The sequence below is a fragment of the Burkholderia singularis genome (assembly GCF_001718875.1).
Taxonomy (GTDB): Bacteria; Pseudomonadota; Gammaproteobacteria; order Burkholderiales; family Burkholderiaceae; genus Burkholderia; species Burkholderia singularis.
On the sequence record NZ_CP013448.1, the window covers coordinates 1,423,867 to 1,448,284 of the forward strand.

At 65.8% G+C, this 24,418-nt stretch carries 18 protein-coding genes, 1 other RNA gene and 1 pseudogene; 14 read left to right on the forward strand and 6 right to left on the reverse strand.

Translation table 11 applies throughout. The features are described from left to right. Positions 1 to 30: 30 nt before the first annotated feature. The gene (locus tag AQ611_RS06530; protein ID WP_069234034.1) at positions 31 to 1,407 is read right to left on the reverse strand and encodes an amidase; all 1,377 of its coding nucleotides are present in this window, start codon (positions 1,405 to 1,407) and stop codon (positions 31 to 33) included. Positions 1,408 to 1,700: 293 nt separating this feature from the next. On the opposite strand from AQ611_RS06530, the gene AQ611_RS06540 reads away from it, so the two are divergent. Both AQ611_RS06540 and tcuC read left to right on the forward strand, forming a co-directional pair. After that, positions 1,701 to 3,239, forward strand: coding sequence for a gamma-glutamyl-gamma-aminobutyrate hydrolase family protein (locus AQ611_RS06540; protein ID WP_083237254.1), 1,539 nt, complete (start codon positions 1,701 to 1,703; stop codon positions 3,237 to 3,239). 464 nt (positions 3,240 to 3,703) lie between these two features. Further along, positions 3,704 to 5,002 carry an MFS transporter gene (gene tcuC / locus AQ611_RS06545; RefSeq protein WP_059519031.1) on the forward strand — a complete coding sequence of 433 codons (1,299 nt, stop codon included), beginning with the start codon at positions 3,704 to 3,706 and terminating at the stop codon, positions 5,000 to 5,002. A gap of 259 nt (positions 5,003 to 5,261) precedes the next feature. On the opposite strand, the gene AQ611_RS06550 is transcribed toward tcuC, so the two are convergent. Further along, the gene (locus tag AQ611_RS06550; RefSeq protein ID WP_180978186.1) at positions 5,262 to 7,181 is read right to left on the reverse strand and encodes a tetratricopeptide repeat protein; all 1,920 of its coding nucleotides are present in this window, start codon (positions 7,179 to 7,181) and stop codon (positions 5,262 to 5,264) included. A 138-nt stretch (positions 7,182 to 7,319) separates the two neighbouring features. Between AQ611_RS06550 and AQ611_RS06555 the strand changes: the two genes are divergently transcribed. Continuing rightward, entirely contained in the window at positions 7,320 to 8,963 is a 1,644-nt protein-coding gene (locus tag AQ611_RS06555; protein WP_069234036.1) for an FAD-dependent monooxygenase, read from the forward strand. A 180-nt stretch (positions 8,964 to 9,143) separates the two neighbouring features. Then, on the forward strand, positions 9,144 to 9,407 hold the full coding sequence (locus tag AQ611_RS06560) for a hypothetical protein (RefSeq protein ID WP_059519037.1): 264 nt from the start codon (positions 9,144 to 9,146) through the stop codon (positions 9,405 to 9,407). A 344-nt stretch (positions 9,408 to 9,751) separates the two neighbouring features. Here AQ611_RS06560 and ssrA read toward each other — a convergent pair. From ssrA to ompA, 4 genes are all read right to left on the reverse strand, one after another. After that, positions 9,752 to 10,121: a transfer-messenger RNA gene (gene ssrA / locus AQ611_RS06565) on the reverse strand. 7 nt (positions 10,122 to 10,128) lie between these two features. Beyond that, a complete protein-coding gene (gene gph / locus AQ611_RS06570; protein ID WP_069234037.1) occupies positions 10,129 to 10,854 on the reverse strand; it encodes a phosphoglycolate phosphatase in 726 nt (241 codons plus the stop codon). Between the two features lie 45 nt (positions 10,855 to 10,899). Beyond that, positions 10,900 to 11,598 (reverse strand): bifunctional 2-polyprenyl-6-hydroxyphenol methylase/3-demethylubiquinol 3-O-methyltransferase UbiG, encoded by a 699-nt coding sequence (gene ubiG / locus AQ611_RS06575; protein WP_059519042.1) that lies wholly within the window; start codon positions 11,596 to 11,598, stop codon positions 10,900 to 10,902. Between the two features lie 157 nt (positions 11,599 to 11,755). After that, positions 11,756 to 12,427, reverse strand: a complete 672-nt coding sequence (gene ompA / locus AQ611_RS06580) for an outer membrane protein OmpA (protein ID WP_059519044.1) — start codon at positions 12,425 to 12,427, stop codon at positions 11,756 to 11,758. 498 nt (positions 12,428 to 12,925) lie between these two features. Between ompA and gyrA the strand changes: the two genes are divergently transcribed. The 10 genes and pseudogenes from gyrA (at position 12,926) to AQ611_RS06625 (ending at position 24,390) form a co-directional block, all read left to right on the forward strand. Then, positions 12,926 to 15,538 (forward strand): DNA gyrase subunit A, encoded by a 2,613-nt coding sequence (gene gyrA, locus AQ611_RS06585; RefSeq protein WP_059519046.1) that lies wholly within the window; start codon positions 12,926 to 12,928, stop codon positions 15,536 to 15,538. A 109-nt stretch (positions 15,539 to 15,647) separates the two neighbouring features. After that, positions 15,648 to 16,244, forward strand: a complete 597-nt coding sequence (locus tag AQ611_RS06590; RefSeq protein WP_059519315.1) for a DUF2059 domain-containing protein — start codon at positions 15,648 to 15,650, stop codon at positions 16,242 to 16,244. A 180-nt stretch (positions 16,245 to 16,424) separates the two neighbouring features. Next, on the forward strand, positions 16,425 to 17,507 hold the full coding sequence (gene serC, locus AQ611_RS06595) for a 3-phosphoserine/phosphohydroxythreonine transaminase (RefSeq protein ID WP_059519048.1): 1,083 nt from the start codon (positions 16,425 to 16,427) through the stop codon (positions 17,505 to 17,507). Between the two features lie 37 nt (positions 17,508 to 17,544). Further along, positions 17,545 to 18,627 (forward strand): prephenate dehydratase, encoded by a 1,083-nt coding sequence (pheA, locus tag AQ611_RS06600; RefSeq protein WP_069234038.1) that lies wholly within the window; start codon positions 17,545 to 17,547, stop codon positions 18,625 to 18,627. A gap of 169 nt (positions 18,628 to 18,796) precedes the next feature. Beyond that, positions 18,797 to 19,483, forward strand: a pseudogene (locus AQ611_RS26610) (prephenate dehydrogenase/arogenate dehydrogenase family protein); the annotation flags it as partial. Between the two features lie 180 nt (positions 19,484 to 19,663). Further along, the gene (aroA, locus tag AQ611_RS26615) at positions 19,664 to 20,968 is read left to right on the forward strand and encodes a 3-phosphoshikimate 1-carboxyvinyltransferase (RefSeq protein ID WP_069235174.1); all 1,305 of its coding nucleotides are present in this window, start codon (positions 19,664 to 19,666) and stop codon (positions 20,966 to 20,968) included. A gap of 17 nt (positions 20,969 to 20,985) precedes the next feature. Further along, a complete protein-coding gene (gene cmk / locus AQ611_RS06610; RefSeq protein WP_059519057.1) occupies positions 20,986 to 21,690 on the forward strand; it encodes a (d)CMP kinase in 705 nt (234 codons plus the stop codon). Positions 21,691 to 21,824: 134 nt separating this feature from the next. Then, a complete protein-coding gene (gene rpsA, locus AQ611_RS06615; RefSeq protein ID WP_059519059.1) occupies positions 21,825 to 23,537 on the forward strand; it encodes a 30S ribosomal protein S1 in 1,713 nt (570 codons plus the stop codon). 22 nt (positions 23,538 to 23,559) lie between these two features. Beyond that, complete coding sequence (locus AQ611_RS06620) at positions 23,560 to 23,883, forward strand: integration host factor subunit beta (protein WP_059519062.1); 324 nt, start codon at positions 23,560 to 23,562, stop codon at positions 23,881 to 23,883. 213 nt (positions 23,884 to 24,096) lie between these two features. Beyond that, a complete protein-coding gene (locus AQ611_RS06625; protein ID WP_059519064.1) occupies positions 24,097 to 24,390 on the forward strand; it encodes a LapA family protein in 294 nt (97 codons plus the stop codon). The last annotated feature ends 28 nt before the right edge of the window (positions 24,391 to 24,418 follow it).

Sequence of the window (24,418 nt, forward strand, 5' to 3'; positions counted from 1 at the left end):
AACATCGTGCGGCGGCGCGCATGGCGCTTGTCACCGGATCGTCGCAAGCACCGCTTCGACCGCCTGGCCGATCGCGAGCAACGCTTCATCGCGGTGCGGCGCGGCGGCAAGCATCAAGCCGACGGGCGCGGTGTCGCGCGGATGGCACGGCAGCGATAACGCGCACGCGTCGAGAAAGTTGAACGCGCTGGTGTTGCGCAACACCAGCGCGTTCACGCGGGCGAATGCGTCGTCGTCGTGTTCGAGCGCGTCGATTCGCGGCGGCTCGATCGCGACGGTTGGCGCGACGAGTGCGTCGAAATGCCGCCATACCGTGCGGGCCGCGTCGTCGATCAGCGCCGTGCGCTCGGCTATCAGGTCGAGGTAATCGGCGGCGCTCGCAGGCTCGCCTTTCAGGATGCGCGCGAGTACGCGCGGATCGTAGGCGTCGCGATGCTGCGCGAGCAGCCGCCGGTGCCACGCGTATGCTTCGATCGGCGCGAAGCCGAAGCGGTTGATGTCGGGCAGCCGGTCGAGCGGCGCGAAGCGCGTGTCCTCGACGATCGCGCCCGCGGCTTCGAGATGCTTGAGCGCCGCATCGAGCGACGCCGCGACGTGCGCGTCGACGCCGTCCGTCACGTAGTTCGTCAGCACGCCGAGCCGCACGCCTTCGAGCGCGCGCACGGCGGGCACTTGCGGCGGGAGGCCGGCGAGAACCCGGTCGACGAGCGCGCAGCACGCGACCGATACGCCGATCGGCCCGAACGAGTCGAGCGTCGTCGACAGCGGCACGCCGCCTTGCTTCGGGATCCGGCTCGCGGTCGGCTTGAAGCCTGTCAGCCCGCAGAGCGCGGCGGGAATCCGCAGCGAGCCGCCCGTATCGGTGCCGAGCGCGACGGCCGCCATCCCGTCGGCCACCGACGCCGCCGCGCCCGACGACGAGCCGCCCGCGATCCGCTCGTCGCCCGGCACGCCGCGCCGGTACGGCGAGCGCGGCGTGCCGTAGTGCGGATTGAGGCCGACGCCCGTGAACGCGAACTCGCTCATGTTGGTGCGCCCGACGATCACGGCGCCTGCCTGCTTGAGCCGTGCGACGGCGATCGCATCGGCCGCCGCGGGCGGCGCGCCGTCGAGCACGCGCGAGCCCGCGCGCGTCACCTGCCCGGCGACGTCGAACAAATCCTTCACCGATACCGGAATGCCGGCAAGCGGCGACAGCTCGACACCCGCCGCGCGCAACCGGTCGTGCGCGTCGGCGGCCGCGCGGGCGCGCTGCGCGTCGACTTCGACGAACGCGATCGCGCCTTGCCCGGCCGGATCGGCGATTCGCTCGAGCGCGGTTTCGACGAGCGCGCGGCTCGTCGTCGCGCCGCAGGCGAGATCCGCGCCGAGGCGGGCAAGTGGCGCAAAGGGGGCGAAAGTGGTCATGGCGGTATCGGCTCGAAGCGTGGACGAAATACGCACAAGATTACGGACAGAGTACGGACAAGACGGCGGATCAACCGCGGATGGCGCGCGGCCCGACGCGTTCGGCGCGGCCGGAGGTCCGGGAATGCGGCGCGGCTCGCGCATTGTAGAACGTCGCGCGGGCCGGCTCGATTTCGACGCGAACTTGCAACAGCGCGGACGAAAGTCGGCCGGTTTGCCGCGCGTCGGCGGCTCGTTGACGGATAATGAACGCTCGTTGATTCTCCGCGTGACCGACGCATCCGCCCCACGTCATGAGCGAAAACACGCCCGCACCGGCCGGCCAGCCCGGCGTTTCTTCCAACGTATCGTCCTCTTCCTCCGGCGCGTCCGGACCGACGGCTCCACGATCTTCCGATTCTCCCGATTTGTCCGGCAGCCCGCCGCATCCGGCCGCGAGCGTTCATGTCGGCGCCTTCGCCGCGCAGATCGCCGCGGCGCAGGACATCGGCGCGCCCGGCAGCGCGCCGGCGAGCGTCGGCGCCGAGCCGGGCGCGCCGGGCTCGGCCGCCGACGCGCAACGGCCGGTTGCCGCCGAGGCTTCCGGGCCCGCCGGCTCGGCTGCGACTGCGGCAGACGGCGCGGCGCAGCGTTCGTCGGCATCCCCCGCGCCAACGGCGGGTTCGCCGGCGGCCAATCCAACGGCAGCGGATGCCGCGCAAGCCGCCTCGCCGGCGGTTCGCCCGGCGGCGGCTGACCCGGCTGCGGCCAGCGCATCCGGCGCGGCTTCATCCAGTGGCGCGGCTTCATCCGGAGGCGCGGCGTCCGCATCGCCGGCATCGAACGCCGCCGTATCCGGCCCGGCTACGCCCGCGTCGGGCGCGAAGCCCGGCTCGCCGCCCCCCGGCTTCGGCGCGCAGCCCGATTTCGAGACGTCGCGCCCGCCACCGGCCAACGCCGCATCGCCTGCGCCTCCGGCCTATCTGAAGCAAAGCGACACGCCCTGGTCGGTATTCGGCCGGATCGTCGCCGCGCGTGCGCGCCGGCTGTTCGACCGGGCGGGCCAGCGGATCACGCAGCGCACGCTGCGCATCGGCGTGTCGGCGCGGATCTTTCATCCGGAGCCGGGCGCGCCCGGGTTGCGCGGCAAGACGTTGCAATATCTGGAGGAGTCGATCGCGCACTGGGTGATGTCGCGCGACGTGCTGGTGTTCATGATTCCCACCGTCGGCCATCAGGGCATGCTGCATCCGAGCAACATCCGGCTGCGCGATTACGCGAAGCATCTCGACGGCCTCTTGCTGCAAGGCGGCGCGGACGTGTCGCCGCAAACCTACGCGGCCGCCGACGCGCGCCCCGAATGGCCGGGCGATCGCGTCCGCGACATGTACGAGCTGGAGCTGCTGCACGAGTTCGTCGAGTCGGGCAAGCCGGTGCTCGGCGTGTGCCGCGGCTGCCAGCTCATCAACGTCGCGTTCGGCGGCACGCTCTATCAGGACATCGCGAGCGACGTGCCGACGGCGGGCGCGCATGTCAGCGAGCGCTACGACCAGCATCGGCACGCGATCCGTTTTCCGAAAGGCTCGACGCTCGTCAACATGTTCCCTGGCCGGCAGGAGGCGATCGTCAATTCGATCCATCACCAGGCGATCCGCGATCTCGGCCGCGATTTGAACATCGAGGCTGTGTCCGCGGGGGACGGCATCATCGAAGGCATCCGGTATCGCCGCGCGCCGTTCGTGGTCGGGGTTCAATGGCATCCGGAATTCCATCGCGCGGGCGGCCCGGAACTGCTCGATTGCACGCCGCTTCTCGATACGTTCCTGCGGGCCGCGCGCGATACGCGGCTGTAATCGGGCGGAATCGGTATTCGGCAAACGTGCCCGTATCTTGCGGGTTCGCGATGAATATGGCGCGCTCCGATGAGCGCGTGGACGGCGGATCGCATCGTGACGCGATCCGCCGTTTTCTTTTTGAGCGTGAGTCTGCCGTTCGTCGTAAACGTGAAAGATATTCGTCGGCTATTTGTTATTTCACGTTTGCCTACGGCTGCGTGAAAGCATCTACCATGCAACAAGCTCCGGGAAAACCCGTATCAATCTGCACGCTTCTGTCGTTTTCATCGCTTTTCTAGCGTATTTCGTGCATCGATGTGCGTCGTTTTGACACATCCGTCGACGGTTCGCAGTAAGATGACGGGTACGGTGCAGCGCGTTCTCGCGCCTGCACCGTCCCGGCAAGTGCCGGGCAAGAAACACAATGTAATCGCGCCGTTCGCCGCTCGTCGGGTGAGCGGCGCCGCCTTATCGAGAGAGACATGACTTCCGCGTCCCCCGCCCTCCAGCAGGAATCCAAGGCCAGGACCGTGTTCCGCGTTGTCAGCGGCAACTTCCTGGAAATGTACGATTTCATGGTTTATGGCTATTACGCGTCCGCGATCGCCAAAACCTATTTTCCGAACGGCGATGCGTTCGCGTCGCTGATGCTGTCGCTATCGGTATTCGGCGCGGGCTTTCTGATGCGCCCGGTGGGCGCGATCGTGCTCGGTGCGTACATCGACCACCACGGTCGCCGCAAGGGCCTGATTTTGACGCTCGGCCTGATGGCGCTCGGCACGCTGACTGTCGCGATGACGCCGGGCTACGCGTCGATCGGCATGCTCGCGCCGGTGCTCGTGCTGCTCGGGCGGCTGCTGCAAGGCTTCTCGGCGGGCGTCGAACTGGGTGGCGTGTCGGTGTATCTGTCGGAGATCGCGACGAAGGGCCACAAAGGCTTCTATACGTCGTGGCAGTCAGGCAGCCAGCAGGTGGCCGTCGTATTCGCCGCGCTGATCGGCGTGATGCTGAACCGCGCGCTGCCTGCCGAGCAGATGACGGCGTGGGGCTGGCGCATTCCGTTTTTTGTGGGCTGCCTGATCGTGCCGTTCCTGTTCCTGATCCGCCGCTCGCTGAAGGAGACCGACGAGTTTCTCGCGAAGCGCCACCGGCCGAGCATGGGCGAGATCATGAAGTCGATGGTCGCGAATTGGGGCACCGTGCTCGCCGGCATGGGGATGGTGATCATGACCACGGTGTCGTTCTACATGATCACCGCCTATACGCCGACGTTCGGCAAGGAAGTGCTGCATCTGTCGGCGATCGACGCGCTCGTCGTCACCGTGTGCATCGGCATTTCCAACCTGATCTGGCTGCCGCTGTCCGGCGCGCTGTCCGACCGGATCGGCCGCCGGCCGGTGCTGATCACGTTCACCGCGCTGACGATCCTCACCGCGTATCCGGCGATGCAGTGGCTCGTCGGAGCGCCGTCGTTCGCGCGGCTGCTGGCGGTCGAGCTTTGGCTGTCGTTCCTTTACGCGTCGTACAACGGTGCGATGGTCGTCGCGCTGACCGAAGTAATGCCGGCCGACGTGCGCACGGCGGGCTTCTCGCTCGCGTACAGTCTCGCGACGACGATCGGCGGCTTCACGCCGGCCATCTCGACGCTGCTGATCCACGATACCGGCAACAAGGCCGCGCCGGGCCTGTGGCTCGGTCTCGCGGCGATCTGCGGGCTGATCGCGACGCTGGTGCTGTACCGCTCGCCGCACGCGCGCAATCAATACAAGACGACGGGATGACCGAACGGGCGGCCGGGGCATCGATAGGGTCGCCGTCATTCGCGGCAACGAAGGGCGGGGCGCGTGAGCGCCCCGTTTTTTTATGGGCGGCATGGCCATGGGCCGTGCAACGGGCGTCGTATGTGACGGCGAACGCCGCTGGGCCGAAGGGGCGATGCGTGACGGCATGGCGTGCGGCAATCTCGGGCGGCTTGGCCGGCGCCGATGCCTGCGCCGCCGGGATACGCGTGAATAAACAGCGGCACGCCGGCCGCGAACGTCATTCGGCCGCTTGCCGCCCGCGCCGCGCCGCGGCGAGCGATGGCGCGTTGCCGGGCGCGGCCGCGCGTTGGCCGATCTCTGCGGCGATCGTGGCGACGACTTCCTGCCAGCGCCCCGGAGCCGGTTGCCGCACGAGCCGCGCGCCCGGATACCAAGGACAGTCGTCTGCCGTGCTCCACCGCCAGTCTGCCGCGAACGGCAGCATCAGCCAAAGCGGTTTGCCGAGTGCACCCGCGAGGTGCGCGACCGCCGTGTCGATCGACACGACGCCGTCGAGCTTGTCGATCAGCGCGGCGGTTGCCGCGAAGTCGGTCAGGCCGTCGAGCCGGTGGACGCGCGCGGCAGGCGCCGCGTCGAGCCACGCGCGATCGGCATCGGGCAGCGCCGGCTGCAGCACGATCCAGTCGATGTCGGCCAGTGCGAACAGCGGCGCGAGCATCGCGGGCGGCAACGCGCGATTTTCCTGCGTCTGCCGGCTGCCCGACCATGCGATGCCGAACTTGCGTTTCGCGTGCCCGCCGAGCGAGCCGCGAAAGCGGCGGCGCGCGGCCTCGGGGATGTCGAGATACGGCGTGTTCGACGGAATCGCGTCATATTCGAGGCCGAGCGCGAACGGCAGGCTCAGCAGCGGGCAGACCAGATCGGCGCCGCTCGCCTGTTTGGCCGCAACGCTGTCGATGCTGCTCGCGATCACGTTCACGCGCCAGCGCGTCGCCATCGGCTCGATCAGCGGCAGCAGCTCCGGCTGCACTTGCAGGATCAGGCGCGCGCAACGCTCGCGCGCGAGCGGCACGAGCCGCACGAACTGCAGCGTATCGCCAAAGCCTTGCTCGGCGCACACGAGCAGCGTGCGGTCCGGGATCGGCTCGCCTTGCCAGCGCGGCAGCGGCCCGAGGGGCGCCGCGCCCGGCAGCGCGTGGCGCGCTTCGTAGGCGGGCAGGCCGCGTGCGAAGTCGCGCAGCGTAAGCAGCGTGACCGCGCGATGCATTTGCGCGAGCGCGTGCGCGGGATCGAGCCGCAGCGCCTGATCGAATGCGCGCAGTGCCATCTCGTATGCGCCGAGCGCGTGGTGCGCGGTACCGAGATTGAGCCATCCGAGCACGAACGACGGATCGAGCCCGACCACGCGCTCGTAGTGCGGCAGCGCGTCATGATGGCGGCCGAGCGCGGCGAGCGCGTTGGCGAGCCCGAAGCGGGCAAGCACAAGCTGCGGCTGCAGCGCGAGGGCGGCTTCGAAGGCGGGCAGCGCATCCGCGTGCCGGCCGATCGCATCGAGCGTGTTGCCGAGATTGAAATGCGCGGCGACGAAGCGCGGCTCGGCGTCGAGCGCGGCCCGAAAGTGCGCGATCGCGGCGTCCGACTCGCCGAGCGCGGCGAGCGCCATGCCGAGATTGTTGTGGGCGCCCGCGTGACCGGGGCGCAGCGCGAGCGCGCGGCGAAACGCCGCGAGCGCGTCGCTGTGCCGGCCGAGTGCGTTGAGCGCGTTGCCGAGGTTGTTGTGGATCGACGCATCGTCGGGCGTGAGTTCGAGCGCGCGCTCGAAGGCGGCGACGGCGTCGTCGTGCCGCTGTTGCGCCGCATAGGCGTTGCCGAGGTTGTAGTGCGCGAGCGGGAAATCCGGCGCGAGCGTGAGCGCGTTGCGAAAGCGCTCGATCGCGTCGTCGAGCCGGCCGAGCGCCTTGAACGCGTTGCCGAGATTGAGTTGCAACGCAGCGTCGTGCGGGCGCAGCGCGACCGCGCGGCCCACGAGATCGGCCGCCTCGCCGTGCCGGCCTTGCTGATGCCGCAGCACGCCGAACAGATGCAGCGCGTCGGCATCGTCGGGGTTGGACGCGAGCGCGGTGCGATAGCCGTGTTCGGCGTCGCCGAGCCGGCCGGCGCGGTGGGCAGCAAAAGCGCGGTCGAAAGCGGATTCCATGACGCGAGACGGGCAATAAACCGCGTATTTTCCCATACATCGATTCACCTCCGCGGATTCGCCGTCATGTCGCTGCACAGTGGATGTGGCCGGGCAGCGGGCGTAGACTGACGGGTGCCGCGTATCGACGAGGTCTTCATGGCAGTCGTTCCGCTCGCTATTGCTCCTGTCCTGATTGTCGGCGCCGGGCCGACCGGGCTTGCCGCCGCCGTCTGTCTGGCGCGTGCGCGCGTGCCGGTGCGCATTGTCGACCAGGCCGCGCAGCCCGCGCGCCATTCCCGTGCAATCGGCATCCAGGCGAGAACGCTCGAGCTTTTCGAGCAGCAGCGCGTCGTCGAGCCGTTCGTCGCGCTCGGGCATCGCGCCCGCGTGGCGACGCTGTATTCGGGCGGCCAGCAGATCGCCCAGCTCGATTTCGATCCGTTGCAAACGCGTTATCCGTATCTGCTGTTGCTCGATCAAAGCATCACCGAGCGGCTGCTGACCGAGCATCTCGCGAGCTTCGGCGTCGAGGTCGAGCGCAACGTGGCGCTCGTGCACTGCGCCGATCCGCGCGGCACGCTCGAAGTAACGCTCCGGCACGGCGACGGCCGGCAAGAGCAAATGCAGCCGTCGTATGTCGTCGCGGCGGACGGCGCGCACAGCACACTGCGCCGTCTGCTCGATATCGAGTTCGCCGGCCATGCGTTCGAGCAGACCTTCATGCTTGCCGATCTCGACATCGCAACCGGCTGGCCGGACGACGAAATTCATCTGTTTACGACCAGCGAAGGGATCGCCGGATTGTTTCCGATGGGTGGCGGCCGCTACCGGCTCGTCGCCGATCGGCCGCCGCGCAACGGCGCGCTGAACGACGAGGGCGGACCGTCTCTCGAGCTGTGCCGCGACGTCGTGCGCGCGCGCGTGACGCCTGGGCTCGAACTCGGCGGGCTCGCGTGGTCGTCGTATTTTCATCTGCATAGCCGGATGGTCGCGCAGTTGCGCCACGGGCGCGTGTTTTTCGCGGGCGATGCGGCGCATGTGCACAGTCCGGCGGGCGCGCAGGGAATGAACACGGGCATTCAGGAGGCGTTCAATCTTGGCTGGAAGCTCGCACGAGTGCTGATAGGCAACGCGCCGGACCGCTTGCTCGACACCTACCACGCCGAGCGTCATCCGATCGAACGCGACGTGCTGCGGCAAACGGGTTTCGTCACGCATGTCGTCGAAGCGGATCGCGGGCCGCTCAAGCTGCTGCGCGAGCATGTCGTCCCGATCCTGTCGTCGTTCGGCCCACTGCGGGATGCCGCCCGCCGCACGCTGAGCGAGCTTGCGCTCCAGTACCGAAAGAGCCCCTTGACGCTCGAACGCGCGCTCGATGGCGGCCCGCGCGCCGGCGAGCGCGCACCGGACGCGGTCGTGCGCGTGCTCGACGGGCCGCTCGGGCAGGCGCCGGGTGTCGCAACGCTGTTCGATTTGCACGACCCCGCGCATTTCACGCTGCTCGTGCTCGAGCAGCACGCGCCGGGCGACGATGCGGCGGCGCCTGCCGATACGCATGGCCGCGCGCTCGCCGTTGAACTCGGGCGCTCGATGCCCGCTGCGGTGCGCTGCTGGCGCGTGACGGACGCCGAAGGCGACGTCGCGCCATCGCTGGCTGACGGATATGGGCGCACACGCCCGGCGTTTTATCTGTTGCGGCCGGACGGCTATGTCGCCGCTCGCGGCCGGCCGGCATCCGACGCGAGCGCGCTGTTGCGGCACTGCGAGACATGGTTTTCGGGGATGCGGTTGCGAACTTGACCGGCGGCGAGTGGCTCATGCGCGACCACCGGGCGCGACCGCTGCCGGTCGCCACTACGCGGTGATGACCGGTAACGCAGTGGTTCGCGCGCGACGCTGCAATCCGCGAGCATTTGCGCTACGCTTGCCGCTTCCACTCGTACCGTATGAACCGGGGCACTGCTCCGGCATGAGATTCCCATGAAACTCCTGTCTCATCTCGTCATCGCGTCCATTGCGGCGGGCGCGCTCGTCACCGGCGCGAGCGTCGCGTTCGCGCAGAACTCCCCCGGCGTGCCGGGCGGCATCCTCAACGATCAGTTTCGCTTGAATGAGCATCCGCAGATGCAATTCGCCGCATCGGCCGCGACGAAGAAGTATCAAACCGGCAAGAAGTCGGAATTGCGCAAGAAGGGCGATTTGGGCGATCCGAACGGATGCAACCTGAAGTGCCCGATGGATTGACCGTGCGTGCGGCTTTGCCCGGGCGATCAAACGCAGCGGTCGCTCATGCTGCGTTTGCGCTGTCGTTCGCGAGCCGGCGCGCGCCGATGGCCGATTGTTCGACAGTGTGATTCAGGGCGATCGATCGTGCGCCGCGTGGCATTGGGCGGCGTCATGTATGGCTTGGCGTCCGGAGCAGGGTGGCGCGGCCGTCGCGCGTGCTCGGCGTTGCCGGTAGCCGCCGGGCGGGGCTGCCACGCGTATGCGGTGCGCACGCTTGAATAAGCGAAAGCCGCCGATGAACTGAGTTTGTCGAGCGATGGTGAAAATGAAAAAGGCCGGAGTATTCTCCGGCCTTCGGCAAATGGTGGAGCCGGCGGGAATCGAACCCGCGTCCAGAAGCGGTCCACGACCAGTTCTACATGTTTAGTTCTGTCTTTTGATTTAACCGCTGCGACGCGGACGAACACGCTGCGCAACGGCGATTCGCTAGATTTTCGACCCGGGCGTCGCGACGCCGCACGGGCTTAACTGACGTATATGACCTCTGGCGGTATTGCTACCGGTCTTGCGACACTAGCCCGTCAGTGAACTAGGCAGAGGACGGCGGCCCTTAGGCTGCCAGTGCGAACGTATCGTCGTTTGCAGTTACGTTTTTCCCATTGATTAACGAGGTGACGGGTCCTCGACATGCCCTAGCCGCTTCGCAACCCCTGTCGAAACCAGGTCGGCCCCAAACGGATCATCCATTATAGCGTAACCGGCTCAAAAGCTGATGCAGTTCAGCCGTCGTTTCGACGAGATGTTGCGCGCGCCAATCGGCAGGCGCGATATCGTTGCCGCAATAGCCGTATGCGGCGGCGACGGTCGGCATGCCGGCCGCGCTGCCCGCTTGGATATCGCGCAAGTCGTCGCCCACGTATGCGATGTACGCGGGCTCGAGTGCGAGCCGCTGCGCCGCGTACAGCAGCGGCGCGGGGTGCGGTTTCGGATGCGATGCGGTGTCGCCGCTGACGATGCACGCGGCGCGCTCGGCAAGGCCGAGTTGCGCGACGAGCGGATGGGTCAGACGCGCGGCTTTGTTGGTGACGATGCCCCAGCGCACGCCGCGCGCATCCAGATCGTCGAGCAGCGCGCCGATGCCGGGAAAGAGCGTCGTGCGTACACATAGATCGGCCGCGTAATTCGCGAGAAATTCTTCACGTAGCGCGTTGAATTCCGCGTCGGAAGGCGTGATGCCGAACGCCCCGCCGATCAGGCCGCGCGCGCCCGCCGATGCAAGCGGGCGCAATGCATCGAGCGGCGTTTGCGCGGCGCCGCGCGCGTGCTGCATCTTGTTGACGGCGGCAGCGAGGTCGGGCGCGGTGTCGGCCAGCGTGCCGTCGAGATCGAACAGGACAGCTTCGCAGGCATCGAGCGGCGGCGCGTCGTCAAGCGAGGTGGCGAAGGAGGGAGGCGATGCGGACATGGGCGGGAACCGGATGCGGAATGGAATACGCGTGACGGGCAGCGCTTACGCGCTGCGGCGGCACGCGACGAGATAGTTGACGTCCGTGTCGTTCGACAGCGAGAAGCGTTTGGCCAGCGGATGATAGGTGATGCCCTTGAGTTCGACGAGGTCCAGGCCGCTCGCGCGCACGAAGCCCGCAAGCTCCGACGGGCGGATGAACCGCGCGTAATCGTGGGTGCCTTTCGGCAGCATTTGCGCAATGTATTCGGCGCCGATCACCGCAAGCAGATACGCCTTCAGATTGCGGTTCAGCGTCGAAAAGAACACCCAGCCGCCGGGCTTCACGAGCGTCGCGCACGCAGCCACGACGTTCGCGGGCGACGGCACGTGTTCGAGCATCTCCATGCAGGTGACGACGTCATAGGCGCCGGGCTCGCGCGCGGCGAGCGCTTCGGCCGAAATCGCTTCATAGTCGAGCGTCACGCCGCTCTCGAGGCTATGCAGATCGGCTACACCGAGTGCTTCGGTCGACAGGTCGATGCCGAGCACCTGCGCGCCTTTTGCCGCCATCGATTCCGATAGGATGCCGCCGCCGCAGCCGATATCGACCACGCGCTTGCCGGCAAGAGGCGCATGTGCTTCGATCCATGCGAGGCGTACCGGATTGAGGTCGTGCAGCGGCTTGAATTCGGCGTTCGGATCCCACCATTTATGGGCGAGATCGCTGAATTTCTGGAGTTCGTGCGGATCGGCGTTCGTCATATCGGCAAGCAGAGTACGGGGGCGGGCAGCCAAGCCCATCAAGCCCCGAGTATATAAGGGGGCGGGGAGGGCTGCCACTGGCGCGCCTGCGCGAAGCGGGCGCCGGAATAAAAAAGCCCCGCCGAGGCGGGGCTTTGAAGCAGTCGCAACCGTGGGCTTATTGTGCCGGAACGGTCGTCTTCTGCACTTCCTGCGTACCGACCACTTCGACTTCCACGCGGCGGTCCGGTGCGAGGCAGGCGATGAGCTGCTTGCGGTTCTTCTGGCGGCAGGTGTTGCCCGTGACCGGGTTGCGCTTGCCCTTGCCTTCCGTATAGACCTTGCTCGAGTCGACACCCTTGCTGACGAGGTACGACTTGACAGCCTGTGCGCGGCGCAGCGACAGACGGTCGTTGTACTTGTCCGAGCCGATGCGGTCGGTGTAGCCCGTAGCCACGACCACTTCGACGTTCATCTGTTGGATCTTTGCGGCCAGTTCGTCCAGCTTCTGCTTGCCGAGCGGCTTGAGCGTCGCCTTGTCGAAATCGAACAGCGCGTCAGCCGAATACGTGATCTTCTGGCTCGAGATGACCGGAGCCGGCGCGACCGGTGCCGGTGCCGGAGCTTGGGTGACCAGCGCGCCATCGCACTTCGCGTTGGCGGTTGCCGGCGTCCAGAAAGCATCGCGCCAGCAAAGCTCGTTCGTGCCGTTCATCCACACCCATTCGCCCGTGCCATTCACCCAGTTGTCGTTCACGGCTTGTCGTGAAGCCGGCACCGACTGCGCCGACGCCGATGCAGCCATCACTGCGGTAGCTGCAATGAACGCGAGCTTTGAAAGTTTATTCATATTTCTCCTCTCGAAATTGAGATTACCGCAGGTTTACTGCGAGCCTGTAGACGATGACAAGTCATACATTGCTCGGAGTATAACATTGGTGCGGTACAAAAAACGCGGCACCGCTCTGTCTAGACTTCGAGCAGCGTCTAACTTTCAGTGCGTTGGCATTTTGCCATATGGTTCCCTTGCCGCGAAAAAAAATCCTCCCCACCCTAACATCGCTTAGTCGAATGTGGCGCATGTGCAACACCGGCTGACGTATGTTTAAGAAATTGTCAAGTGCATTGATGCAAAGCGGTGGCCATCGATGTTGCCGGTCTGTCGGCGCGTGATTTGTGTTTTTTTGTGCGGGTGCTAAAAAAACGTCCGCCGCGGGCGAACGGAATTTCCGTCTTTCTTATATAGCAGGGAGCGGGTGGGGCCGCATGTTAGAATCCAACGTTACGTCGCGCGAGCGGCGTTTATGCGATAGGCGGTCCCGTCTTCGCCCCGAAACGATACGGATACATGGATCAATTCGCCAAAGAGACCCTGCCCACCTCCCTCGAGGAGGAAATGCGCACGTCGTATCTGAATTACGCGATGAGCGTGATTGTCGGACGCGCCCTGCCGGATGTCCGCGACGGCTTGAAGCCGGTGCATCGGCGTGTGTTGTTTGCGATGCACGAGTTGAATAACGACTGGAACCGGCCGTACAAGAAGTCCGCGCGTATCGTCGGCGACGTAATCGGTAAATACCATCCGCATGGCGACACCGCGGTCTACGACACGATCGTGCGGATGGCCCAGGATTTCTCGCTGCGCTACATGCTCGTCGACGGTCAGGGCAACTTCGGCTCGGTCGACGGCGACAACGCGGCCGCGATGCGCTACACCGAAATCCGGATGGCGAAGATCGGCCACGAGTTGCTTGCCGACATCGACAAGGAAACGGTCGATTTCGGCCCGAACTACGACGGCAGCGAGACGCAGCCGCTCATTCTGCCGTCGCGGATTCCGAACCTGTTGATCAACGGCTCATCCGGGATCGCGGTCGGGATGGCGACGAACATTCCGCCGCATAACCTGAACGAAGTCGTCGATGCGTGCCAATACCTGCTGAACAATCCGCAGGCGAGCATCGACGAGCTGATCGAGATCGTGCCCGCACCGGATTTCCCGACGGCCGGCATCATCTACGGCGTCGCCGGCGTGCGCGACGGTTATCGCACCGGGCGCGGGCGCGTCGTGATGCGCGCGGCGACGCACTTCGAGGAGATCGACCGCGGCCAGCGCATGGCGATCATCGTCGACGAGCTGCCGTATCAGGTCAACAAGCGTTCGCTGCTCGAGCGCATCGCCGAGCTTGTCAACGAGAAGAAGCTCGAAGGGATCTCGGATATCCGCGACGAGTCGGACAAGAGCGGGATGCGCGTCGTGATCGAGTTGAAGCGCGGCGAAGTGCCCGAGGTCGTGCTGAACAACCTGTACAAGTCGACGCAGTTGCAGGACACGTTCGGCATGAACATGGTCGCGCTCGTCGACAATCAGCCGAAGCTGCTGAATCTGAAGGAGATCCTGCAGCACTTCCTGTCGCATCGGCGCGAAGTGTTGACGCGGCGTACCGTCTACGAACTGCGCAAGGCGCGCGAGCGCGGCCATGTGCTCGAGGGCCTGGCTGTCGCGCTCGCGAACATCGACGAGTTCATCGCGATCATCAAGGCCGCGCCGACGCCGCCGATCGCCAAGCAGGAGCTGATGGCGCGCGCGTGGGATTCGGCGCTCGTGCGCGAGATGCTCACGCGCGCCGAAGCCGAGAATTCGGCGGCGGGCGGCCGCGCGGCGTACCGCCCCGACGGCTTGTCCCCGGCGTTCGGCATGCAGGGCGACGGCCTGTACAAGCTGTCCGATACGCAGGCCCAGGAAATTCTGCAGATGCGTCTGCAACGGCTCACGGGGCTCGAGCAGGACAAGATCATCGGCGAATATCGCGACGTGATGGCGCAGATCGCCGATCTGCTCGACATCCTCGCGCGGCCGGAGCGGATCACGACGATGATCGGCGACGAGCTGAGCGCGGTGAAGGCCGAGTTCGGCGATGCGCGCCGCTCGAAAATCGAGCTGAACGCGACCGAGCTGAATACCGAAGATCTGATCACGCCGCAGGACATGGTCGTCACGATGTCGCACGCGGGCTACGTGAAGTCGCAGCCGCTGTCCGAGTATCGGGCGCAAAAGCGCGGCGGGCGCGGCAAGCAGGCCACGCAGATGAAGGAAGACGACTGGATCGAGACGCTGTTCATCGCGAACACGCACGATTACATGCTGTGCTTCTCGAACCGCGGGCGCGTGTACTGGGTCAAGGTGTACGAGGTGCCGCAGGGCTCGCGCAATTCGCGCGGCCGGCCGATCGTCAACATGTTCCCGCTGCAGGACGGCGAGAAGATCAACGTCGTGCTGCCTGTCAAGGAGTTCTCGGCCGACAAGTACGTGTTCATGACGACCGCGCTCGGCACCGTCAAGAAGACGCCGCTCGAGGCGTTCAGCCGGCCGTTGAAGAAGGGCATCATCGCGGTCGGCCTCGACGATGGCGATTATCTGATCGGCGCGGCGATCACCGACGGCGCGCACGACGTGATGCTGTTCTCCGACGCGGGCAAGGCGGTGCGTTTCGACGAGAACGACGTGCGTCCGATGGGGCGCGAGGCGCGCGGCGTGCGCGGCATGCAGCTCGACGAAGGCCAGCAGGTGATCGCGATGCTCGTTGCGGAGGACGAGGCGCAGTCGGTGTTGACGGCAACCGAGAACGGTTTCGGCAAACGCACGCCGATCACCGAGTACACGCGCCACGGCCGCGGCACGAAGGGGATGATCGCGATCCAGACGTCCGAGCGCAACGGCCGCGTCGTGGCCGCGACGCTCGTCGACGCCGAGGACCAGATCATGCTGATCACCACGGCGGGCGTGCTGATTCGCACGCGCGTATCGGAGATCCGCGAGATGGGCCGCGCAACGCAAGGTGTTACACTCATTAGTCTCGATGAAGGCACCAAGCTTTCGGGCCTGCAGCAGATCGCCGAGGCGGATGCCGACGCCGATACCGATACCGACGACGAAGCGGCGGAAGGGGGCGACGCCTGAGTCAGGTTGTGGCTTCGAGTTGCCGCCCGGGCGGTGCGCACGCGAAAAGAGCGTGTGACGCGGCAGGGACGGCGTATAAACTGTGCATATTTCCATGAAGGGAGTCATGATGCAAAAACGATTCAAGCAACTGGTCCTGCTGGCAGCGATGGTTCCGGCGTTCGCGATGGCGCAGTCGCTGTCGAACCAAGCTGCGACGCCGGCGGCCGCTGCTCCGATCGACGCTGACAAGAAGGCGGCTATCAAGGATCTGCTCGATGCGATCGACGCACCGAAGCTCGTGTCGGCGATTGCGAACAGCGCCGAAATGCAATCGAAGCAACTCGTGCCGGCGATCCTGTCGGACGCGCTGTCGGAAAACAAGACGCTGAACGACAAGCAGAAGCAAGCTGCGGTCCCGACGCTGCAGAAGAACGCGGTGCCGAAGCTCGTCGACAACGCCGGCAAGGTGTTCGGCACGCAGCAGTTCACGACCGATGCGATGCAGGCTCAGTACGACGCGTATGCGAAGTACTACAGCACGTCGGAAATCAAGGATCTGACGACGTTCTACAAGAGCCCGACGGGCCGCAAGTTCATCCAGGTGCAGGACCAGGTGGGCCGCGATGTCGTGAACGGCCTGATGCAGAAGTACATGCCGCAGGCGATCAAGGCGACCCGCGACCAGGCCGACAAGGAAGTTGCAGCCGTCAAGCCGGGCAAGTAAGCAGTTTTCGGCCCGCCGGCCGAACCGGACGCAACACCGTCCGGCGTTGGCGGGTTCGGTGTGACAGTGCGATAATGGCCGTTTGCGCGAGCGCGCAAACGGCCATTCCTTTTGCAGCGCGGCTTTTGGCCGGTTTCCGGTCCGCTTGTGCGAGCCGCGTTCCTCCCGAGGTTTTTCACGATGCGCGTCTTTAATTTCTCCGCCGGTCCAGCGGCGCTGCCCGAGGAAGTGTTGCGCCAGGCAGCCGATGAGATGCTCGACTGGAATGGCAGCGGCATGAGCGTGATGGAGATGAGCCATCGCGGCAAGGAGTTCATGTCCATCCATGAGGCGGCGCTCGCCGATCTGCGCGAATTGCTCGGCGTGCCCGCGAATTACCGGATTCTTTTCTTGCAGGGCGGCGGCATCGCCGAGAACGCAATCGTGCCGATGAATCTGCTCGGCTCGCGCGCGACGGCCGATTTCGTCGTGACGGGCTCGTGGTCGCAGAAGTCGTTCAACGAGGCGAAGAAATACTGCACGCCGCATCTGGCCGCCTCCGGCAAGACCGACAGCGGTTATACGCGTGTGCCGGCGTTCTCCGAATGGCGGCTGTCGGATGATCCGGCGTATGTGCATCTGTGCACGAACGAGACGATCGACGGTGTCGAAACGTTCGACATTCCCGATCTCGGCGACGTGCCGCTCGTCGCGGACGTGTCGTCGCACATCCTGTCGCGTCCGCTCGAGATCGCGAAGTATGGCGCGATCTTCGGCGGCGCGCAGAAGAACATCGGCATGGCGGGCGTGACGCTCGTGATCGTGCGAGACGATCTGCTCGAACGCGCGCTGTCGATCTGCCCGTCGGCATTCGAATGGAAGACGGTCGCGCTGAACAATTCGCTGTACAACACGCCGCCTACCTACGCGATCTACATCGCGGGCCTCGTGTTCAAGTGGCTGAAGGCGCAGGGCGGTCTCGCCGCGATCGAGCAGCGCAATCTCGAGAAATCGAGGCTGTTGTACGACACGATCGATGCGAGCGGCTTCTATCTGAACAAGGTCGAGAAATCGGCGCGCTCGCGGATGAACGTGCCGTTCTTTCTGGCCGACGAATCGCGCAACGAAGACTTCCTCGCCGGCGCGAAAGCGCGCGGGCTGCTGCAGCTCAAGGGCCACAAGTCCGTCGGCGGCATGCGGGCGTCGATCTACAACGCGGTGCCGATCGACGGCGTCAAGGCGCTCGTCGAATACATGAAGGATTTCGAGCGGCAGCACGCGTGACGCGCACCGCTCATCAGCACCCTTGTTTGGTTTTCTCATGGACGACGAACTCAATTCCCGGCTCAAGCCGCTGCGCGAGCGTATCGACGCGATTGACGCGCAGCTCATCGCGCTGCTGAACCAGCGCGCGGCGGTCGCGCTCGAGGTCGGGGAAGTCAAGAAGCATTTCAATGCGCCAGTGTTCAGGCCGGAGCGCGAGCAGCAGGTGATCGCGCGTCTGCAGGACATGAGCGCGGGGCCGCTCGCGAGCGAGCATATCAGCGCGATTTGGCGTGAGATCATGGCCGCGAGCCGCTCGCTCGAGCAGATCATCCACGTCGCGTTCCTGGGGCCGGTCGGCACTTATAGCGAACAGGCGATGTTCGAGTATTTCGGGCAATCGGTCGAAGGGCTGCCGTGCCCGTCGATCGACGAGGCGTTCCGCTCGGTCGAGGCGGGCGCCGCGGCGTTCGGCGTGGTGCCGGTCGAGAACTCGTCGGAGGGCGCGGTGTCGCGCACGCTCGATCTGCTGCTGCATACGCAGTTGCTGATCGGCGGCGAGCTGTCGCTGCCGATCCATCACAATTTGCTCACGCAGACGGGCAAGCTCGACGGCGTCAAACGCGTGTGCGCGCATGCGCAGGCACTCGCGCAGTGCCAGCACTGGCTCGCGGCGAACGCGCCGCATCTGGAGCGGCAGGCGGTGGCGAGCAACGCCGAGGCGGCGCGCCTCGCCGCCGACGACGCGTCGATTGCCGCGATCGCGGGCGACCGCGCGGCGACGCACTACGGCTTGCAGATTGCCTACGCGATGATTCAGGACGATCCGCACAACCGCACGCGTTTCGTCGTGATCGGCAAGGAGCCGGCCGGGCCGAGCGGGCATGATCAGACGTCGCTGATCGTGTCGGTAAAGAACGAGCCGGGCGCGGTTTTCAAGCTGCTCGAGCCGCTTGCGCGGCACGGTGTGTCGATGACGCGGTTCGAGTCGCGGCCCGCGCGGGTCGGCACGTGGGCGTATTACTTCTATATCGATATCGAAGGGCATCGCGACGACGATGCGGTGAAGGCCGCGCTGGCCGAACTCGGCAAGAAGGCGGCGTTCCTGAAGATTCTCGGTTCGTATCCGCGCGCGCAGTGACGCGCGCGTCTTGATTTCGTCGCGTTCGGGCCCCGCCCGCGCGCGCATTACTTTGGCTCTCGTCGTGTCAGGCTTCTCTTTCGACAAACTGGTGATTTTCGGCGTCGGGCTGATCGGCGGCTCGCTCGCGCTCGCGCTGCGCGAACGGGCCGCGGGCGGCGCGCGCGAGGTGATAGGCGTCGGCCGCGGCGCGGCATCGATCGAGCGCGCGCTCGCGCTGCGCGTGATCGATCGCGCGGCCATGCTCGACGACGACGCGCAACTGCGCGCCGCGCTCGCGGGCGCGGACGTCGTGCTGCTCGCCGCGCCCGTCGCGCAGACCCAGCCGTTGCTCGCACGGATCGCGCCGTTTCTCGATGCGTCGACGATCGTCACCGACGCGGGCAGTACGAAATCGGATGTCGTCGCGGCGGCACGCGCGGTGCTCGGCGCGCGGGTCGGCCAGTTCGTGCCGGGGCATCCGATCGCCGGGCGCGAATCGAGCGGCGTCGGCGCGGCGCTCGCCGATCTATACGTCGGCCGCAACGTCGTGCTGTGCGCGCTGCCGGAGAATGCGCCGTCGGCGCTGGCGCGGATCGAGTCGATGTGGCGCGCGGCGGGCGCCGACGTGCGCGCGATGAGCGCCGCGCAGCACGATCGCGTGTTCGCGGCGGTGAGCCATCTGCCGCACGTGCTGTCGTTCGCGCTCGTCGAGCAGATTCTCGGCGAGCCCGACGCGGAATTGAAATTCTCGTATGCGGCGGGCGGATTCCGCGATTTCACGCGGATCGCCGCATCGAGCCCGGAAATGTGGCGCGACGTTTGTCTCGCGAATCGCGATGCGTTGCTCGACGAACTCGATGCCTATGCGCGCGTGCTCGCACGGCTGCGCGCGGCGATCGACACGCGCGACGGCGCGGCGCTCGAAGCCGTGTTCGCGCGCTCGCGCGCCGCGCGCGCGACCTGGCGCGAGCGCGGCGCGCCTGCCGCCCGGCCGGCCGGCGCCGCATCCGACGCGCATCCGGCCCGCTTGGCCTCTCCAGGAACAGGATCTCATATGGAACATCTCGATCTCGGCCCGTTCTCCCGCGCGCAAGGCACGGTGCGCCTGCCCGGCTCGAAGAGCATCTCGAATCGGGTGCTGTTGCTCGCGGCGCTCGCGGAAGGCGACACGACCGTGACCAACCTGCTCGATTCCGACGATACCCGCGTGATGCTCGACGCGCTCGGCAAGCTCGGCGTGAAGCTCGCGCGCGACGGCGATACCTGCGTCGTGACGGGCACGCGCGGCGCGTTCACCGCGAAGTCGGCCGACCTTTTTCTCGGCAACGCGGGCACCGCGGTACGGCCGCTGACGGCGGCGCTCGCGGTCAACGGCGGCGACTATCGGATTCACGGCGTGCCGCGGATGCACGAGCGTCCGATCGGCGATCTCGTCGACGGGCTGCGCCAGATCGGCGCGTGGATCGACTACGAGGGCAACGACGGCTTCCCGCCGCTGCGCATCAAGCCCGCGGCGATCGCCGTCGACGCGCCGATCCGCGTGCGCGGCGACGTGTCGAGCCAGTTCCTCACCGCGCTGCTGATGACGCTGCCGCTCGTGAAGGCGAAAGACGGCGCGAGCGTCGTCGAAATCGACGGCGAGCTGATCTCGAAGCCGTACATCGACATCACGATCAAGCTGATGGCGCGCTTCGGCGTGCACGTCGAGCGCGACGGCTGGCAGCGTTTCACGGTGCCGGCGGGCGTGCGCTACCAGTCGCCGGGCGCGATCATGGTCGAAGGCGATGCGTCGTCGGCGTCGTACTTTCTTGCGGCGGGCGCGCTGGGCGGCGGGCCGCTGCGCGTCGAGGGCGTCGGCCGCGCGAGCATCCAGGGCGACGTCGGCTTCGCGAGCGCGCTGATGCAAATGGGCGCGAACGTGACGATGGGCGATGACTGGATCGAAGTGCGCGGAATCGGCCACGATCACGGCAAGCTCGAGCCGATCGACATGGATTTCAACCTGATTCCGGACGCCGCGATGACGATCGCGGTGGCCGCGCTGTTCGCCGACGGCACGAGCACGCTGCGCAATATCGGCAGCTGGCGCGTGAAGGAAACCGACCGGATCGCCGCGATGGCGGCCGAGCTGCGCAAGGTCGGCGCGACGGTCGGCGAGGGCGCCGATTATCTTGTCGTGACGCCGCCCGCGAAACTGACGCCGAACGCGTCGATCGACACTTACGACGATCACCGGATGGCGATGTGCTTCTCGCTCGTGAGTCTCGGCGGCGTGCCCGTGCGCATCAACGATCCGAAGTGCGTCGGCAAGACGTTCCCCGATTATTTCGACCGCTTCCTGGCGCTCGCGAAAGCCTGACGCCCGCCTTTGTTCCGATGAAATCGATTCGACCTTTTTCTCAGACCCCGGTTATCACGATCGACGGCCCGACCGCGTCCGGCAAGGGCACGGTGGCGGCGCTGGTCGCCGCGCATCTGGGCTTTCACTTGCTTGACAGCGGCGCGCTGTACCGGCTCGCCGCGCTCGCGAGCATTCGCTACCAGGTCGAGCCTGACGACGTGCCGGCGCTGGCGAAACTGGTCGATGGGCTGCACATTACGTTCCGCGAAGGCTGCGCGCAGCTCGACGGGATCGACGTGTCCGACGAGATCCGTGCGGAAGCGGTGGGCAACCGGGCGTCGGCGATCGCCGTGCATGCGCCGGTACGCGCCGCGCTGGTCGCGCGCCAGCGGGCGTTTCGCAAGACGCCGGGGCTCGTCGCGGACGGCCGCGACATGGGAACGGTGATCTTCCCGGATGCCGTGCTGAAGGTGTTCCTGACGGCGAGCGTCGAGGCGCGCGCGGCGCGCCGGCATAAGCAATTGATGCAAAAAGGTTTTTCTGCTAATATAGATGACTTGCTCCGGGATTTGCGCGAACGCGACGCACGCGATAGCAATCGCGCGGCCGCGCCGCTCAAGCCCGCAGCGGACGCCAGGCCCCTCGACACTTCGGCGCTGACGATCGAGCAATCGGTCGATCAGGTGTTGCGGTGGTACAAGGAGCTGGGGCAGCCGCCTGAAAAGGGGGCGAAAGCGTAGTAGGTGCTTCGCGCGTTGCGCGCAGCGTGTGTTAAACCCTTAACCCCGTGTGGATTCGCGGGCCGGCCGTCAGCCAAGGCAGCAGCCTGGAGCGGGCGCGGCGAGAATGCGAGACCACGCACAAACCGATTTTTATGTCCGACCTGCAAACCTCCAACCCGAATACCGAATCCTTTGCGGCTCTGTTCGAAGAGTCGCTGACCCGCCAAGACATGCGCGCCGGCGAAGTGATCTCCGCCGAAGTCGTGCGCGTCGACCACAACTTCGTGGTCGTCAATGCAGGCCTGAAGTCCGAGGCTTACATTCCGATCGAGGAATTCCTGAACGATCAGGGCGAGGTTGAGGTGCAGGCGGGCGATTTCGTGTCCGTCGCGATCGACGCGCTCGAAAACGGCTACGGCGACACGATCCTGTCGCGCGACAAGGCGAAGCGCCTTGCATCGTGGCTGTCGCTGGAAAAGGCGCTCGACAACAACGAACTCGTCACCGGCACGATCACCGGCAAGGTGAAGGGCGGCATGACCGTGATGGTCAACGGCATCCGCGCGTTCCTGCCGGGTTCGCTCGTCGACACGCGTCCGGTCAAGGACACGACGCCGTATGAAGGCAAGACGCTCGAGTTCCGCGTGATCAAGCTCGACCGCAAGCGTAACAACGTCGTGCTGTCGCGCCGTGCCGTGATCGAAGCGACCCAGGGCGAAGAGCGCGCGAAGCTGCTCGAAACGCTGAAGGAAGGCGCGATCGTCAACGGCGTGGTCAAGAACATCACCGACTACGGCGCGTTCGTCGACCTCGGCGGCATCGACGGCCTGCTGCACATCACCGACATCGCATGGCGCCGCGTGCGTCACCCGAGCGAAGTCCTGTCGGTCGGCCAGGAAGTCACCGCGAAGATCCTCAAGTTCGACCAAGAGAAGAACCGCGTGTCGCTGGGCATCAAGCAGCTGGGCGACGATCCGTGGGAAGGCATCTCGCGCCGTTACCCGTCGGGCACGCGCCTGTTCGGCAAGGTCACGAACATCACCGACTACGGCGCATTCGTCGAAGTGGAATCGGGCATCGAAGGCCTGGTCCACGTGTCGGAAATGGACTGGACGAACAAGAACGTTGCGCCGTCGAAGGTCGTTCAGCTCGGCGACGAAGTCGAAGTCATGGTCCTCGAGATCGACGAAGACCGTCGTCGTATCAGCCTCGGCATGAAGCAGTGCAAGCCGAATCCGTGGGACGACTTCAGCCGCAACTTCAAGAAGGGCGACAAGATCACGGGCGCGATCAAGTCGATCACCGACTTCGGCGTGTTCATCGGTCTGCCGGGCGGCATCGACGGCCTGGTCCACCTGTCGGACCTGTCGTGGAGCGAAGCTGGCGAAGAAGCCGTTCGCAAGTACAAGAAGGGCGACGAAGTCGAGGCGATCGTGCTCGGCATCGACGTCGAGAAGGAGCGTATTTCGCTCGGCATCAAGCAGCTCGAAGGCGACCCGTTCAGCAACTACGTTGCGATGAACGACAAGGGCTCGATCGTTGACGGCGTGGTCAAGTCGGTCGACGCGAAGGGCGCGGTCATCACGCTGACGGGCGACGTCGAAGGCTACCTGCGTGCGTCGGAAATCTCGCAGGATCGTGTCGAGGACGCGCGCAACGTGCTGAAGGAAGGCGACAAGGTCAATGCGATGGTGATCAACATCGATCGCAAGTCGCGCGGCATCAACCTGTCGATCAAGGCGAAGGATTCGGCCGAGCAGCAGGAAGCGATGCGTGGCCTGCAAGCAGATTCGAGCTCCGCTGCGACCGGCACGACCAATCTCGGCGCGCTGTTGAAGGCGAAGCTTGACGGCCAGAACCAGTAAGCCTCACGAGGTCTGCTGAAGTATGACCAAATCCGAGTTGGTCGCCCAGTTGGCATCGCGATTTCCGCAGCTTGTACTGAAAGATGCGGATTTCGCGGTGAAAACGATGCTCGATGCGATGTCCGATGCGTTGTCGAAAGGACATCGGATCGAAATTCGCGGCTTTGGCAGCTTCGGTTTGAATCGTCGCCCGGCGCGCGTCGGGCGCAATCCGAAATCGGGGGAGAAGGTGCAGGTGCCTGAGAAGCACGTGCCGCACTTCAAACCCGGCAAGGAGTTGCGTGAGCGCGTCGACGGCCGTGCCGGAGAACCGTTGAAAAACGATGAACCGGACGACGGCCAGTGATGCCGATGCCGAGCCATCCAACCAGGCTGAAAGAAAGCGCCCCCCGTGGGCGCTTTTTGTTTGCGCGCTCGATTCGCGCCCCGTGTGGCGGCGCGGACCGAGTCGTTTCTCAAGATGCGTGAAACGGCATCCTTTACAATACGGGGCGCTTCGGCGCGGCGAAGGGGAGTCGCACGCGCCGCCGAATAATCTCAATCAAAGAGAGGGAGTCTCATGAAGGTCATCGTCTGGTTGGTCCGTGTGGTGGTGTTCGTGTTGTTGCTCGTGCTTGCTCTGGCCAATACGCATAGCGCGACGCTGAATTTCATCGCAGGCTACAACTGGCAGGCTCCGCTGATCCTGATCGGGCTGGCGTTCTTCGGCGTCGGGCTGATTGCGGGTCTGCTGTCCGCGTTGCCGTCGGTGTTCCGGATGCGGCTCGAGAACGGCCGCCTGAAGCGCGATTTGCGCGCCGCGCGCGAAAATCCGGCGATCGTCGATCAACCGCCGATGCCGCCCGTCATTTAACGCTCGCTGTTGCCGCGCGTGTCGCGGC

What these genes read in the sequence shown, in the direction of transcription:
- tcuC (WP_059519031.1), top strand. Translation starts at nt 3,704, where the DNA reads ATGACTTCCGCGTCCCCCGCCCTCCAGCAGGAATCCAAGGCCAGGACC.
- AQ611_RS06590 (WP_059519315.1), top strand. Translation starts at nt 15,648, where the DNA reads ATGCAAAAACGATTCAAGCAACTGGTCCTGCTGGCAGCGATGGTTCCG.
- pheA (WP_069234038.1), top strand. Translation starts at nt 17,545, where the DNA reads ATGGACGACGAACTCAATTCCCGGCTCAAGCCGCTGCGCGAGCGTATC.
- AQ611_RS06620 (WP_059519062.1), top strand. Translation starts at nt 23,560, where the DNA reads ATGACCAAATCCGAGTTGGTCGCCCAGTTGGCATCGCGATTTCCGCAG.
- serC (WP_059519048.1), top strand. Translation starts at nt 16,425, where the DNA reads ATGCGCGTCTTTAATTTCTCCGCCGGTCCAGCGGCGCTGCCCGAGGAA.
- cmk (WP_059519057.1), top strand. Translation starts at nt 20,986, where the DNA reads ATGAAATCGATTCGACCTTTTTCTCAGACCCCGGTTATCACGATCGAC.
- AQ611_RS06550 (WP_180978186.1), bottom strand. Translation starts at nt 7,181, where the DNA reads ATGGAATCCGCTTTCGACCGCGCTTTTGCTGCCCACCGCGCCGGCCGG.
- AQ611_RS06540 (WP_083237254.1), top strand. Translation starts at nt 1,701, where the DNA reads ATGAGCGAAAACACGCCCGCACCGGCCGGCCAGCCCGGCGTTTCTTCC.
- gyrA (WP_059519046.1), top strand. Translation starts at nt 12,926, where the DNA reads ATGGATCAATTCGCCAAAGAGACCCTGCCCACCTCCCTCGAGGAGGAA.
- AQ611_RS06560 (WP_059519037.1), top strand. Translation starts at nt 9,144, where the DNA reads ATGAAACTCCTGTCTCATCTCGTCATCGCGTCCATTGCGGCGGGCGCG.
- gph (WP_069234037.1), bottom strand. Translation starts at nt 10,854, where the DNA reads ATGTCCGCATCGCCTCCCTCCTTCGCCACCTCGCTTGACGACGCGCCG.
- AQ611_RS06555 (WP_069234036.1), top strand. Translation starts at nt 7,320, where the DNA reads ATGGCAGTCGTTCCGCTCGCTATTGCTCCTGTCCTGATTGTCGGCGCC.
- ompA (WP_059519044.1), bottom strand. Translation starts at nt 12,427, where the DNA reads ATGAATAAACTTTCAAAGCTCGCGTTCATTGCAGCTACCGCAGTGATG.
- ubiG (WP_059519042.1), bottom strand. Translation starts at nt 11,598, where the DNA reads ATGACGAACGCCGATCCGCACGAACTCCAGAAATTCAGCGATCTCGCC.
- rpsA (WP_059519059.1), top strand. Translation starts at nt 21,825, where the DNA reads ATGTCCGACCTGCAAACCTCCAACCCGAATACCGAATCCTTTGCGGCT.
- AQ611_RS06530 (WP_069234034.1), bottom strand. Translation starts at nt 1,407, where the DNA reads ATGACCACTTTCGCCCCCTTTGCGCCACTTGCCCGCCTCGGCGCGGAT.
- aroA (WP_069235174.1), top strand. Translation starts at nt 19,664, where the DNA reads ATGGAACATCTCGATCTCGGCCCGTTCTCCCGCGCGCAAGGCACGGTG.
- AQ611_RS06625 (WP_059519064.1), top strand. Translation starts at nt 24,097, where the DNA reads ATGAAGGTCATCGTCTGGTTGGTCCGTGTGGTGGTGTTCGTGTTGTTG.